Below are 14,208 nucleotides of genomic sequence, written 5' to 3' on the forward strand. Positions count from 1 at the left end.
CTGCACGTTCCACGGCCATCGCCGGCTGTCGCCGGACGAGGTCGCCCGATACCTGTTCCGGCGCGTCGTGTCGTGGGGGCGCAGCTCGAACGTTTTTCTTCGCAACGGCGCCCGCCTGTACCTCGACGTGGGCAGCCACCCCGAGTACGCGACGGCCGAGTGCGACAGCCTGGTGCAGCTGGTCACCCACGACCGGGCCGGCGAATGGGTGCTGGAAGACCTGCTGATCGACGCCGAGCAGCGGCTGGCCGACGAGGGCATCGGTGGCGACATCTACCTGTTCAAGAACAACACCGACTCGGCGGGCAACTCGTATGGCTGCCACGAGAACTACCTGATCGTGCGGGCCGGCGAGTTCTCCCGGATCTCCGATGTGCTGCTGCCGTTCCTGGTCACGCGCCAGCTGATCTGCGGGGCCGGCAAGGTGCTGCAGACCCCGAAGGCGGCGACGTTCTGCCTGTCGCAACGCGCCGAGCACATCTGGGAGGGCGTCTCCTCGGCTACCACCCGCAGCCGTCCGATCATCAACACCCGAGACGAGCCGCACGCTGACGCCGAGAAGTACCGGCGGCTGCACGTGATCGTCGGCGACTCCAACATGTGCGAGACCACCACCATGCTCAAGGTGGGCACCGCCGCGCTGGTGCTGGAGATGATCGAGGCCGGCGTCCCCTTCCGTGACTTCTCGCTGGACAACCCGATCCGCGCCATCCGCGAGGTCAGCCACGACATCACCGGGCGGCGGCCCGTGCGGCTGGCCGGCGGCCGGCAGGCCAGCGCCCTGGACATCCAGCGCGAGTACTACAGCCGCGCCGTCGAACACCTGCAGACCCGCGAGCCCAACGCCCAGATCGAGCAGGTCGTCGACCTGTGGGGGCGTCAGCTAGACGCCGTCGAGAGCCAGGACTTCGCCAAGGTGGACACCGAGATCGACTGGGTGATCAAGCGCAAGCTGTTCCAGCGCTACCAGGACCGCTACAGCATGGAGCTGTCCGACCCCAAGATCGCCCAGCTGGACCTGGCCTATCACGACATCAAGCGTGGGCGCGGCGTGTTCGACCTGCTGCAGCGCAAGGGCCTGGCGGCGCGCGTCACCACCGACGAGGAGATAGCGGAGGCCGTCGACCACCCGCCGCAGACCACCCGGGCGCGGCTGCGCGGCGAATTCATCAGCGCCGCTCAGGCTGCGGGCCGCGACTTCACCGTCGACTGGGTGCACCTCAAGCTCAACGACCAGGCCCAGCGGACCGTGTTGTGCAAGGACCCCTTCCGGGCGGTCGACGAGCGGGTCAAGCGGCTGATCGCCAGCATGTAGTTTCTGGTCACAGCTGCCACACCCGTCGCTCGTACCCACCGATGCGCGCCACGACTGATATCGCGGGCGCTATCAAATCCGTCGAGCCGGTGGTCCCGGCGAACTAGTGACTGATGTGCCAATTGTGAAAACTGCGACTCGCAGGCCGGTGCAGGCGCACCACGGGCGACGGTTATAACCTGGTGCGAATGGCGACCTCGAAAGTCGAGCGGTTGGTCAATCTCGTCATCGCCCTGCTGTCCACCCGCGGCTACATCAGCGCGGAGAAGATCAGGTCCAGCGTGGCCGGTTACGCGGACAGCCCGAGCGCCGAGGCCTTCTCCCGCATGTTCGAGCGGGACAAGAACGAGCTGCGCGACCTGGGCATCCCGCTCGAGGTGGGCAGGGCGTCGGCCATGGAGCCCACCGAGGGGTACCGGATCAACCGGGACGCCTACGCGCTGCCGGCGGTCGAGCTGACTCCCGACGAGGCGGCCGCGGTAGCCGTCGCGACCCAATTGTGGGAGTCGCCCGAATTGATCACCGCCACCCAGGGTGCGCTGCTCAAGCTGCGCGCCGCGGGCGTGGACGTCGACCCCGATGCGCCGGTGGCGATCGCCTCACCGGCCGGGGTGCCCGGGCTGCGCGGTTCGGAAGAGGTTCTCGGAATCCTGCTGTCGGCCATCGATTCCCGGCAGGCGGTGCAGTTCCCGCACCGGCCCTCGCGCGCCGAGCCGTACAGCGTGCGCACCGTGGAGCCGTGGGGCGTCGTCACCCAGAAGGGCCGCTGGTACCTGGTGGGTCATGATCGCGACCGCGACGCCACCCGGACCTTCCGGCTGTCGCGGATCGGCGCCGAGGTCCGGCCGATCGGCCCGGCCGGGGCGGTGGTGGTGCCCGCGGATGTGGATTTGCGCCATATCGTGGCCCGGACGATCGCCGAGACGCCGACCGGTGGGCAGGCGCGGGTATGGGTCGCCGACGGGCGGGCCACCGCGCTGCGGCGCGCTGGGCGGTCCACCGGCGCGCGGCAACTGGGCGGCCGCGACGGGGAGGTGATCGAACTGGACATCGGGTCCAGCGACCGGCTGGCGGGCGACATCGCCGGCTATGGGGCCGACGCGGTCGTGCTCGAACCGCAGCAGCTGCGCGACGACGTCCTGGCGCGGCTTGGCTCCCACCTGGACGGCGGGGGGCCGTCGTGACCGCCATATCCACACGCCTGGTCCGGCTGCTCAACATGGTGCCGTACTTCCAGGCCAACCCGCGGGTCACCCGCGCCAAGGCCGCCGCCGACCTCGGGGTGTCCGCCAAGCAGCTGGAAGAGGACCTCAACCAGCTCTGGATGTGCGGGCTGCCCGGCTACTACCCGGGAGACCTGATCGACTTCCAATTCGCCGGCGACACCATCGAGGTCACCTTCTCCGCGGGCATCGACCGGCCCCTCAAACTCACCTCGCCCGAGGCCACCGGTCTGCTCGTGGCCCTGCGCGCGCTCGCCGACATTCCGGGCGTCGTGGATCCGGAGGCGGCGCGCAGCGCGATCGCCAAGATCGAGGCCGCGGCGGGTGCCGTCGGGCAGGACGCCACCGGGTCGGCGGCAGCGGTCGACGAGCAGGCACCCGCGGAGAGCCACGCCGCGGCCGCGGTGCGCACCGCGGTGCAGTCCAAACACGCGCTGGCCATCGACTATTACTCCGCGTCGCACGACACCCTGACCAGCCGGATCGTCGACCCCATCCGCGTGCTGCTGATCGGCGGCCACAGCTACCTGGAGGCCTGGTCACGCGAGGCCGAAGGGGTGCGGCTGTTCCGCTTCGACCGCATCGTCGACGCCACCGAGTTGGACGAGCCGGCGGCCCCGCCCGAACTGGCGCTACAGGCGCCGCCGGACACCTCCCTGTTCGACGGCGACCCGTCGCTGCCGTCGGCCAGGCTGCGGATCGCGCCGTCGGCGTCGTGGATGTTCGAGTACTACCCGATGCGCGACGTGCGGGAGCTGCCGGACGGGTCCTGCGAGGCGGTGATGACCTACGCCTCCGAGGACTGGATGACCCGCCTCGTGCTGGGCTTCGGGTCGGCCGTGCGGGTGCTTGAACCGGAGTCGCTGGCGGTACGTGTCCGGGATGCGGCGGCGGCGGCGCTCGACTCCTACCGGGCGCTCGCCCCCTGAGGCCACGGCGCGGTCGGTCCGGTGTATCGCCGCACTGCGGTAGCATCGGGTAGACGTCTGGAGGTAATCAAAGTGGGCAGTCTTAGTCCGTGGCACTGGGCGATCCTCGCTGTGGTGGTGATCCTGCTCTTCGGTGCCAAGAAGCTCCCCGATGCAGCACGTTCGCTGGGCAAGTCGATGCGCATCTTCAAGTCTGAGCTGCGCGAAATGCAGACCGAGAACAAAGCGGAGTCGTCGGCTTTGGAGGCCAACAACGCGACCAACAGCGCCCCCTCCGCGGCGAACCCCACTCCCGTGCAGTCGCAGCGTGTCGACGCTCCGGCGGCCGAGCAGGGGCATTCCGAAGCACGCCCGGCGTAGCCCGCCGTCATCGTCGCGGGGCCCGAGCGCTACTGAACGAGCGTCGTGAAAGTTTTCAAGGTTTCAGCGCGCACTGCCGGCGTGCTGAAGCGTCTCAATCCGCGTAACAGGCGCAGCCGCACCAACCCCGACGCGACGATGTCGCTCGTCGATCACCTGACCGAGCTGCGCACCCGGTTGCTGCTGTCGCTGGCCGCCATCTTGATCACCACGATCTTCGGGTTCTTCTGGTATTCGCACTCGATCTTCGGGCTGGAAAGCCTCGGCGAGTGGCTGCGCCACCCGTACTGCTCCCTGCCTCAGTCGGCGCGCGCCAGCATCAGCGCCGACGGTCAATGCCGGCTGCTGGCCACGGCGCCGTTCGACCAGTTCATGTTGCGGCTCAAGGTCGGGCTGACCGCCGGGGTCGTGCTGGCCTGCCCGGTGTGGTTCTACGAACTCTGGGCGTTCATCACGCCGGGGCTGTACCAAAAGGAGCGTCGCTTCGCGGTCGGATTCGTGATCCCCGCGGCGGTGCTGTTCGTCACGGGCGCGATCCTGGCCTACTTCGTGCTGTCCAAAGCGCTGGGCTTCCTGCTGACGGTCGGCAGCGACGTGCAGGTGACCGCGCTGTCCGGGGACCGGTACTTCGGGTTTCTAATCAACCTGCTGGTGGTGTTCGGGGTCAGCTTCGAGTTCCCGTTGCTCATCGTGATGCTCAACATGACGGGCGTGCTGACCTACGAGCGGCTCAAGTCCTGGCGGCGCGGCCTGATCTTCGGGATGTTCGTGTTCGCCGCGGTTTTCACGCCCGGGTCCGATCCGTTCTCGATGACCGCGTTGGGCGTGGCGCTGTCGGTGCTGCTGGAGTTCGCCATCCAGATCGCCCGCCTGCACGACAGGCGGAAGGCAAAGCGCGAAGCGCAGACAGCGATCCCGGACGACGAGGCCTCGGTCATCGAGGCGCCCGCACCGATACACGAGCCGGCGCGGGAGCCGTCGTTCACCGCCGGCCAGCATGACGATGTCACCTAAACCGTCGGTGCCGAAGGACGCAACGGAGCTCGTCGAGCTGACCCGGTTCACCGCCGAATTGCCCTTCGCGCTCGACGGTTTCCAGCAGCGCGCATGCGCGGCGCTGGAACGAGGCCACGGCGTGCTGGTGTGCGCCCCGACCGGCGCCGGCAAGACGGTGGTGGGGGAGTTCGCCGTGCACCTGGCGCTGGCCGCCGGCGGCAAGTGCTTCTACACCACGCCACTCAAGGCGCTGAGCAACCAGAAGCACACCGATCTGATCGCGCGCTACGGCCGCGACCGGATCGGCCTGCTGACCGGTGACATGTCGGTGAATGCCGACGCCCCCGTGGTGGTGATGACCACCGAGGTGCTGCGCAACATGCTTTACGCCGATTCGCCTGCGCTGCAAGGGCTTTCCTACGTCGTGATGGATGAGGTGCATTTCCTGGCCGACCGGATGCGCGGCCCGGTGTGGGAGGAAGTGATCCTGCACCTGCCCGACGAGGTGCGGGTGGTCAGCCTGTCGGCGACGGTGAGCAACGCCGAGGAATTCGGCGGCTGGATCCAGACGGTGCGGGGCGATACCACCGTGGTGGTCGACGAGCACCGGCCGGTGCCGTTGTGGCAGCACGTGTTGGTGGGCAAGCGGCTCTTCGACCTTTTCGACTACCGCAGCTCGGAAGCCGGCGGGCAGCCGGTCGCCGGCCACGAGGCGCGCGTCAGCCCGGACCTGGTGCGCCACATCGCGCATCGCCGGGAGGCCGACCGGATGTCGGACTGGCAGCCGCGGCGCGGGCGCGGTGGACGCGGTGCGACCGGCCGGCCGCGGTTCTACCGGCCGCCGGGGCGGGCGGACGTGATCGCGACGCTGGACTCCGAGGGGCTGCTGCCGGCGATCACGTTCGTGTTCTCTCGAGCCGGCTGCGACGCCGCCGTCCAGCAGTGTCTGCACTCGCCGCTCCGGTTGACCACCGAGGAGGAACGGGCGCAGGTCGCCGAGGTGATCGACCACCGCTGCGGCGATCTCGCCGACGCCGACCTGGCGGTGCTCGGTTACTACGAGTGGCGGGAGGGGCTGCTGCGCGGCCTGGCGGCCCACCACGCCGGGATGCTGCCGGTGTTCCGGCACACCGTCGAGGAGCTGTTCACCGCCGGTCTGGTCAAGGCGGTGTTTGCGACCGAGACGCTGGCGCTCGGCATCAACATGCCCGCCCGCACGGTGGTGCTCGAGCGGCTGGTCAAGTTCAACGGCGAGCAGCACATGCCGCTGACACCGGGGGAGTACACGCAGCTGACGGGCCGCGCCGGGCGGCGCGGCATCGACGTCGAGGGTCACGCGGTGGTCCTGTGGAATCCCACGGACGAGAACACCGAGCCGTCCGCCGTGGCGGGCCTCGCCTCCACCCGCACCTTCCCGCTGCGCAGCTCGTTCGCCCCGTCGTACAACATGACGATCAACCTGGTGCAGCAGATGGGGCCCGAGCAGGCGCACCGGCTGCTGGAGCAGTCGTTCGCCCAGTATCAGGCCGACCGCTCCGTCGTCGGCCTGGTCCGCGGAATCGAGCGCGGCAACGCGATGCTCGCCGAGATCGCCGCCGAGCTGGGCGGCCCGCAGGCCCCGATCCTCGACTACGCGCGGCTGCGCGCCCGCATTTCGGAGATGGAGCGCGCGCAGTCCCGCGCGTCGCGTCTGCAGCGCCGTCAGGCGGCCAGCGACGCCCTGGCCGCGCTGCGGCGCGGCGACATCATCAACATCACCCATGGCAGGCGCGGCGGGCTGGCGGTGGTGCTGGAATCGGCCCGCGACGGCGATGACCCGCGCCCGTTGGTGCTCACGGAAAACCGCTGGGCGGGAAGGATTTCCACGGCCGACTACTCGGGCGCGTCGGCTCCGGTCGGCTCGATGCCATTGCCCAAGCGGGTCGAGCACCGCCAGCCGCGGGTCCGGCGTGACCTGGCGTCAGCGCTGCGGTCGGCGGCGGCCGGGCTGGCCGTTCCGGCCAGGCGCCGCGGCGGCCGTGGCGACCACGACGGGGCGTTCCACGACCCGGAGCTGGCCTCGTTGCGGGAGGAGCTGCGCCGGCACCCGTCGCACAACAGCGCCGGGCTGGAGTCGCGAGTCCGGCAGGCCGAGCGGTATCTGCGCATCGAACGGGACAACGCGCAGCTGGAGAAAAAGGTTGCCGCCGCGACCAATTCGCTGGCGCGGACCTTCGACCGGATCGTCGGCCTGCTCACCGAGCGCGGCTTCATCCAGGGCCCGGAGACCGATCCCCACGTCACCGACGACGGCCGGCTGCTGGCCCGCATCTACAGCGAGAGCGATCTGCTGGTCGCCGAGTGCCTGCGGACCGGCGCGTGGGCCGATCTGAAACCGCCCGAGTTGGCGGCGGTGGTCTCGGCGGTCCTGTACGAGAGCCGCGGTGGTGAAGGCCCGCGCGCGGCGTTCGCCGCCGAGGCGCCCACTCAGCGGGTGCGACAGGCGTTGCAGCAAACGTCGCGGCTGTCGTACGCGTTGCGCTCCGACGAGCAGACCCATCGGATCGCGCCGAGCCGGGAACCCGACGACGGCTTCGTCAACGTCATCTATCGCTGGGCCAAGACCGGTGACCTGGCCGCGGCCCTGGCGGCCGTCGACCCGGCCGGCGCCGGCTCGCCGCTGCTGGCGGGTGATTTCGTCCGCTGGTGCCGCCAGGTGCTGGATCTGTTGGACCAGGTCCGCAACGCCGCCCCCGATCCCGAGTTGCGGGCCACGGCCAAGCGCGCCATCAATGACGTTCGGCGCGGCGTCGTCGCTGTTGACGCCGGGTAGGCTGTGCCGAAGCTACCGTAGATCCAATCAATCACAACGCCGAGAGTGCGTGCCAAGACACTAAGGGGCTGAGGAGAGACGATGAGCGGACCGCAGGGACCGGAGCAGCAGTGGCAACCGCCCGGCCAAGGTAGCGATCAGTCGTCCGAACCGACCCAGGTCGGTTCGCCGTGGCAGCAGCAGCCGGGCCAGGAGGCGACGTGGCAGGCCCCGGCATACACGCCGCCCGCCGAGTACCCGCAGTACCAGCAGCCGGCCGAACAGGCGTATCCGCAGCAATACCCCCAGCAGCCCGGCTACGCGCAGCCCGGCCAGTACGCGCAGCCCGGCCAGTACGGCCAGCCGGGTCAGTACGGCCAGCCGGGTCAGTACGGGCAGCCGGGCCAGTATGGCCAGCCCGGCCAGTATGGCCAGCCCGGGCAGTACGGGCAGCCGGGCCAGTACCCGCAGCAGTACGCGCCATATGAGCAGCAGCCGCCCAAGAAGCGGTCGGTCGCCGTGATCGCCGGCGTGGGCGGGGTGATCGCCTTCCTGCTCATCGCCGTCGTGCTGGTGCTCGGCTTCTGGCAGCCCGGGTTCTTCGTCACCACCAAGCTGGACGTGAATAAGGCGCAGGCGGGTGTGCAGCAGGTCCTTTCCGACGAAACCAACGGTTACGGCGCCAAGAACGTCCAAAACGTCAAGTGCAACCACGGCCAGAACCCGACCGTCAAAAAGGGCGCCACGTTCGACTGCGACGTCAGCATCGACGGAGCCCCCAAGCACGTGACGGTGACCTTCCAGGACAACAAGGGCACCTACGAAGTGGGCCGCCCGCAGTAGTCGGTCAGTCCGGCAGCGCGTCGAGCGCTTTCTGCAACCGCCCTATCGACGACCCGACGCCCAGTCGGGTCGCCAGCTCCGCGGTGCGGTGCGGGTCGTCGGCCGCCAGCGGCAGGGCGTCGGTCGGGGTCGACAGGCTGACGGGTGCGTCGGTGGCCACCCGGACCACTTGTTCCGCGGCGTCGATGTAGTCCGTCGCGCCCAGCAGTTTCGAGCGCAGACCCTTGGCCATCTTCGATTTCGGATCGTGGGCGGCCGCCAGGATCTGTTCGAGCGAGCCGTGCTGGGCCAGCAGGGTCGCGGCCGTCTTCTCCCCGACACCCGGGACGCCCGGCAGGCCATCGGAGGGATCGCCGCGCATCAGCGCGAACTCGGCGTAGGCGGCGCCGGCCCGGTGTTCGGGCACGCCGTAGTGTTCGGCGACCTCCGCCGGACCAAACAGGGTGGCCTTGGTCAGCCCCCGGCCCAGGTAGAGGACTCGGACGGGCACCGGATCGTCGGACACCACCTGCAGCAGGTCGCGGTCGCCGCTGACCACCACCACGGGGTCGTGGCGTTCGCGGGCGGCCAGCGTGCCGAGCACATCGTCGGCCTCGAAACCTTCGGCGCCTGCCGTCGGGATGCCGAAGGCGTCCAGCAACTCCATGATCATGTCGATCTGCGGCGTCAGATCGTCGGGGACCTCCTCGACGTCGGGTTCGCCCTCGGGCTCGGCTTCCGCGACTCGATGCGCCTTGTAGGACGGGACGAGGTCCACCCGGAATTGCGGCCGCCAATCCAGGTCCAGGCAGACCACCAGCCGGCTGGGACGCTGCTGGCTGATCACGACGGCCATCGAGTCGATGAATCCGCGGACGGCGTTGACCGGCCGGCCGTCGGGGGAGGTGATCGACGACGGCACCCCGAAATACGACCGGAACCACATGCTGGCCCCGTCGAGCAGCAATAGCGGCGATCGCAAGCGCGGCGAAGCCGGGGGTAGCGGGTCGCCGCTAGTACCTGAGGCCGCGGGCATTCCGGTATCGTCTCACGGCGCCGAATGTCGACCCGTCGTCGACGCAGCGCGGGAATTGCCGCAACGACTCGACGCTCGGCCCAGCGGTTAGCCTGGCTGCCATGGAATCTCATCGGTTCGACGCCGGCGTGTATGCCCGCCGGCTGGCTTCGGCCGCCACCGCGACCGCCGAAGCGGGCTTGGCCGGGCTGGTGATCACCCCCGGGTACGACCTGCGCTACCTGGTGGGGTCGCGCGCCCAGACGCTCGAGCGGTTCACCGCGCTGGTGCTGCCGGCGTCCGGGGATCCGACGGTGGTGGTGCCGCGGCTGGAGCTGGCGTCGCTCAAGGGGTCGGCGATCGCGGAATTGGGTCTGGCGGTGCGGGATTGGGTCGACGGGGACGACCCCTACCAATTGGTGGGCGCCGCGTTGGGGGGTGCTCCCGCCGCGACCGCCGTCACCGACTCCATGCCGGCGCTGCACCTGCTGCCGCTGGCCGGTGTCCTGGGGGTATTGCCGATCCTGGCCACCGGCGTGATGCGGACGCTGCGGATGGTCAAGGAGGAATGCGAGATCGATGCGCTGCGCAAAGCCGGCGCGGCCATCGACCGCGTGCACGCTAGGGTGCCGGAGTTTCTGGTCCCCGGCCGCACCGAGGCCGACGTGGCCGCCGACATCGCGGAAGCGATTGTCGCCGAGGGCCATTCGGAGGTGGCGTTCATCATCGTCGGCTCCGGTCCGCACGGCGCGGACCCCCACCATGGCTACTCGGACCGCGAACTGCAGGTGGGTGACATCGTCGTCGTCGATATCGGCGGCGCCTACGAGCCGGGTTATCATTCCGACTCGACCCGCACCTACAGCATCGGTGAGCCAAATCCTGAAGTAGCACAACATTATTCGGTGCTGCATCGGGCACAACTGGCGGCCGTGGATGCGGTGCGCCCGGGCGTGACGGCCGAACAGGTCGACGCGGCGGCGCGCGATGTGCTTGCTGCCGCCGGACTCGGGGAGGTGTTCGTGCACCGCACCGGCCACGGCATCGGGTTATCGGTGCACGAGGAGCCCTACATCGTCGCGGGCAACAACCTGCCGCTGGCCGCGGGCATGGCCTTCTCGATCGAGCCCGGGATCTATTTTCCGGGCCGGTGGGGCGCCCGCATCGAGGACATCGTCGTCGTGACCGAAGACGGCGCCCTGCCCGTCAACAACCGGCCGCACGAGCTCATCGTGGTGCCGGTGCCGTAGCAGCCGAGGCGCACCGGCGCGTACGTTGGGGCTTGATGTCACTTCTGGATTTGACTCTCCTCCCGATCCGCATCGCACGCCACATCGCCGACACGCTGGTCCATCCCGCCGCGACGGCACCGGCACCGGCAGCTGAGCTCGTCGTGGTCGACGGCATGCCCGAGGGGGTGCCGCCGGCGGCGCTGCGCCCAGAGCCGCAACTACCGGTGCCGTCGGGATGGCCGTTCGGGGAAGAGTTTCCGCGCACGTGCGGCGCGGGCCGGTTGGCCGGCGGTGCCCTGTTCTGGACCGACTTTCTGTACGACGACCACGGGGCGACCGGCCTGCCGATCGGTGACCTGAAAGTGCAGGCGCCGCCGCGCGGCACCTACATCTATCCCGACGGCCCGGCGGCCCGCAACGGCGCAGATATCTTCCGTGTGGCGGTGGGGCTCACCGCGACCCACACGTGGTGGCGGATCGACTGGAACACATTGTTGGACGCGTCGGTCCCCATCGCCCTGTTCACTTTCGACACCGGTCCCGCCCGCAGCGCGCCGGAGCAGTGGCCCGCGGGGGCCGGGGTGCGCTCGCCCGGGATCGACATGGCCCTGCTGGTTTCCGGTAGCGGAGCCGCGCTGATCGACCTGACCACCCGGTCCACGACGCCGGTGCAACACAGCGTCGACATGGGGTCCCGATCGTTTATCGCGCAGGTGCCGCGGGCCGTGCTGGAGCCCGCCGGCAGCTGGACGGTGCGGCTGGCAGCGGGGCTGGCCAACGCGGCGGGCGACGGGTTCGCCGACGTGCCGGCCGAGCATGGCGCGCTGCCCGGGCAACCAAACGTCTATAACGTCGCGTTTCGCACGACCGAGCAGGAGGCGCCGCACCTGAATTTCTGGTCGGATGCCGCCCAGGCCGACGCGCTGACCCATGGCGACGTGTCGAAGTTCGCCCTGACCGTGGAGTGGGATCGGTTGGCAGCCGGCGAGACCGAGCCCGAGCCGGTGATCACCGGGCCGTCGACCCGGTGGTACGTGTCCTCGATCGAGCTGGGTCAGGGCTTGGAACAAGGGTGGGCCGCCGACGACATCTTGAGCACCAAGCCGCAGTTCCTCGGTCGGGTGCAGCCGTATTCGGTATGCCTGCCATCGAGTTTCAAGCCGGGCCGGACGCTGCCGTTGACCCTGCTGCTGCATTCGCTGGCGCTGGGGCAGAGCCAATTCGCCGCGATCGACCCCCGCCTGCTGCACGAGGTGTGCGAGGGGCGCGACTCGGTGGTGATCACGCCGCTGGCCCGTGGCCCGTCGACGTGGTACTTCGACACCGGAGAACTGGATGTCTGGGAAGTGTGGGCGCGCGTCGCCGAACAACTGGGCACCGATCCCAATCGCACGGTGATCTCCGGCTACTCGATGGGCGGCTACGCGGCTTACAAGCTGGGATTGACCTACCCGCAGGTGTTTTCGCAGGCGGTCGTCCTTGCCGGCCCGCCGACGTGCGGGGTGCGGCTACTTCCCGACGTCGACATCCCGGCCGACCTCGACCCGGACTCGCCCTGTGCCCGCGAGGGCGACACGTGGAAGCTGCTGGTCAACGCACGCTGGCTGCCCTATGTGATCGCGCACGGGTTGGTCGACGAGCTGGTGCCGTTCCCGTCGGCCGCCGAGCAGGCCCTCGAACTCGATCGGCTGGGCTACCGACATCGCTTCACGGTGTATCCGCTCGAGGATCACCTCGCCTGGGTGTTGCAGGACAAGTTCGAAGACCCGATCGCCCACATGGAAACCGGCCTGCGCCAGGCCGATCCGGGGCACATCACGTTCGCCTGGCACCCGCAATTGGTGCGCGACGACCTGGGCATCGGGCCGCATCGGGTCTGGTGGTTGTCCGGCCTGGCCGCGGACCCTGCGGTGACGGCGCGGCGCGGGGCCATCGCCGAAGTCGACGCGCGTTCGTATGCGCGCCCTGACCCGACACACACCGTTCGGCACCATCGCGGGTTCATGCTGAACTTCGACCCGACCCCGGGCGTGTACAGCGAATTGGACTGGCGGGTAGGCCCGCCCGTGAGTCCGCTGCCGTATCTCACGCTGCGGCTCACTGGCGTCGCCGCAATCACGGTGGATGTGCAGCGCGCCGGCCTGGCCGCGTTGCCGGCGTCGACCATCATGATGGCCACCGACACCGCCGCGCGGATCACGCTGAGCGGCCTGCCCGCCGGGGTCAGCGTTCACCTCGACGGCCAACCGGCCGAACCGACCGTGGCGGTGCCGGTCGGACGGCACCGCATCACGCTGGCCGCGCGGGCTGTTGATAAATGAGTTGCGGCTTTGCAGAGATCCTCGCTAGCTTTTCCAAGCCATCATTGGGTGAATAGCGGCCGCGCGCGGTTCCGGCGAGAATTCGCGCGTGGCTCCGTTGGTGGTTGATCCCGAGGCGATGTTCGTCGCGGGGAGCGCCGTGGATGCTGTCGGCGAGGGCTTGGCGGCAGCATTGGGACCGCTCACCGCGGGCTTCGGGATCAACAGCGGCCAGGATGCGGCCGGGTTAATGTTCGGGTTGGGGTATCAGAATGCGGCCCAGTCGCTGCTGAACGGAGCGGCGGCCGGCATCTTCGCGTGCAGGTACCTGGGGGCCAAGGTGCAGCTGTGCGCGTCCAATTACTCGCGGGCCGAGGCGGCATCCAATGTCCGAAGGAGCGGCCACATGCTGCCGACGCCCGCGCAACCGCAGGACTTCCCGCCTCCGGGCCGCCCCGGGACCGTGGGCGCCGGGGTCGCTCAACCGCTGCTGTGGGCCGTGGTGGAGGCGCTGGTCGACGACGTCTGGCCCAACGGCAACGGGGTCGGAATGCACGCGGCTGCCGGATGTTGGCGAGGCTTCGGCGATGCACTTCGTGCGGTGGGGCACGGGCTTGACGGTCCGAAGTCGGTGGTCGCCGGGCAGCAGGTCCCCGAAGCTCAATTGGTGCAGCAGGTGTTGTCCGAACTGGGCAGCAAATTGGAGAAGCTGGCCGGTCGGTGCGACGACCTGGCAAACGCTCTGGACGAATTCGCGAACGTTGTGGAGAACGCACAGGACAAGATTCGGGATCTCTTGGGCCGCCTGGCAGGCCTGACCAACCTTGCCCATGACGTGATGTTGATTTTCGAAGGCGATGCGGCCGATGAGCTGGAGAAGATCGTGCGGGACATCAACGACGTCCTGGACAACATGAAGCGGGAAGCGCAGGCCCGCGAGCACGTCATCAAAACGGGGATGCAGATCATCGACGGTCTGGTCGGCGACCTGAAAACCTACGTGCGCGGGCAGCTGGTCGAATTTCTGGGCGAGACCGTCGGCAAGTTCGTGGCGGATGACTTCGCCCTCACCGCGGATGCCGGTGAGGGAATCTTCAAGAGCGCAGTCGGCATTGCCGAATTGCAGGACCAGCTTGACCCGAGCCGGTTCGCCTTCGATCCCAAAGGCGCTGCGGCCAGTTGGGCGGCACTGGATCAGAGTGCGTTCAAATCCATTCCTGTGTAT

Annotated in this window: 10 protein-coding genes and 1 pseudogene; 10 read left to right on the forward strand and 1 reads right to left on the reverse strand. The window is 69.1% G+C overall.

The features are described 5' to 3' along the window. From pafA to A9X03_RS11090, 7 genes are all read left to right on the forward strand, one after another. Positions 1-1,315, forward strand: a 1,315-nt coding sequence (pafA, locus tag A9X03_RS11060) for a Pup--protein ligase (protein ID WP_067754988.1), incomplete at its 5' end; no start/stop codon positions are given. 188 nt (positions 1,316-1,503) lie between these two features. Then, positions 1,504-2,499: a YafY family protein gene (locus tag A9X03_RS11065; RefSeq protein ID WP_068017090.1), complete on the forward strand. Its 996-nt coding sequence runs from the start codon at positions 1,504-1,506 to the stop codon at positions 2,497-2,499. Then, positions 2,496-3,467: a YafY family protein gene (locus tag A9X03_RS11070; RefSeq protein WP_068261020.1), complete on the forward strand. Its 972-nt coding sequence runs from the start codon at positions 2,496-2,498 to the stop codon at positions 3,465-3,467. Before A9X03_RS11065 ends, A9X03_RS11070 begins: the two co-directional genes overlap by 4 nt. Before the next feature lie 72 nt (positions 3,468-3,539). Then, positions 3,540-3,827, forward strand: coding sequence for a Sec-independent protein translocase subunit TatA (tatA, locus tag A9X03_RS11075; RefSeq protein ID WP_067269728.1), 288 nt, complete (start codon positions 3,540-3,542; stop codon positions 3,825-3,827). 45 nt (positions 3,828-3,872) lie between these two features. Then, positions 3,873-4,841 carry a twin-arginine translocase subunit TatC gene (gene tatC, locus A9X03_RS11080; protein ID WP_156746533.1) on the forward strand — a complete coding sequence of 323 codons (969 nt, stop codon included), beginning with the start codon at positions 3,873-3,875 and terminating at the stop codon, positions 4,839-4,841. Further along, the gene (locus tag A9X03_RS11085; RefSeq protein ID WP_068261035.1) at positions 4,831-7,635 is read left to right on the forward strand and encodes an RNA helicase; all 2,805 of its coding nucleotides are present in this window, start codon (positions 4,831-4,833) and stop codon (positions 7,633-7,635) included. Before tatC ends, A9X03_RS11085 begins: the two co-directional genes overlap by 11 nt. 81 nt (positions 7,636-7,716) lie before the next feature. Next, positions 7,717-8,457, forward strand: coding sequence for a DUF4333 domain-containing protein (locus A9X03_RS11090; protein WP_067755000.1), 741 nt, complete (start codon positions 7,717-7,719; stop codon positions 8,455-8,457). A gap of 4 nt (positions 8,458-8,461) precedes the next feature. On the opposite strand, the gene A9X03_RS11095 is transcribed toward A9X03_RS11090, so the two are convergent. Next, on the reverse strand, positions 8,462-9,418 hold the full coding sequence (locus tag A9X03_RS11095) for a 5'-3' exonuclease (RefSeq protein ID WP_068261023.1): 957 nt from the start codon (positions 9,416-9,418) through the stop codon (positions 8,462-8,464). 155 nt (positions 9,419-9,573) lie between these two features. Between A9X03_RS11095 and A9X03_RS11100 the strand changes: the two genes are divergently transcribed. The 3 genes and pseudogenes from A9X03_RS11100 to A9X03_RS11110 form a co-directional block, all read left to right on the forward strand. Continuing rightward, positions 9,574-10,701 carry a Xaa-Pro peptidase family protein gene (locus A9X03_RS11100; protein ID WP_068261028.1) on the forward strand — a complete coding sequence of 376 codons (1,128 nt, stop codon included), beginning with the start codon at positions 9,574-9,576 and terminating at the stop codon, positions 10,699-10,701. A 35-nt stretch (positions 10,702-10,736) separates the two neighbouring features. After that, positions 10,737-13,004: an alpha/beta hydrolase-fold protein gene (locus A9X03_RS11105; RefSeq protein WP_068261032.1), complete on the forward strand. Its 2,268-nt coding sequence runs from the start codon at positions 10,737-10,739 to the stop codon at positions 13,002-13,004. 385 nt (positions 13,005-13,389) lie between these two features. Further along, positions 13,390-14,208, forward strand: a pseudogene (locus A9X03_RS11110) (hypothetical protein); the annotation flags it as partial.

It is taken from the genome of Mycobacterium sp. E1715, assembly GCF_001667625.1.
Classification (GTDB): domain Bacteria; phylum Actinomycetota; class Actinomycetes; order Mycobacteriales; family Mycobacteriaceae; genus Mycobacterium.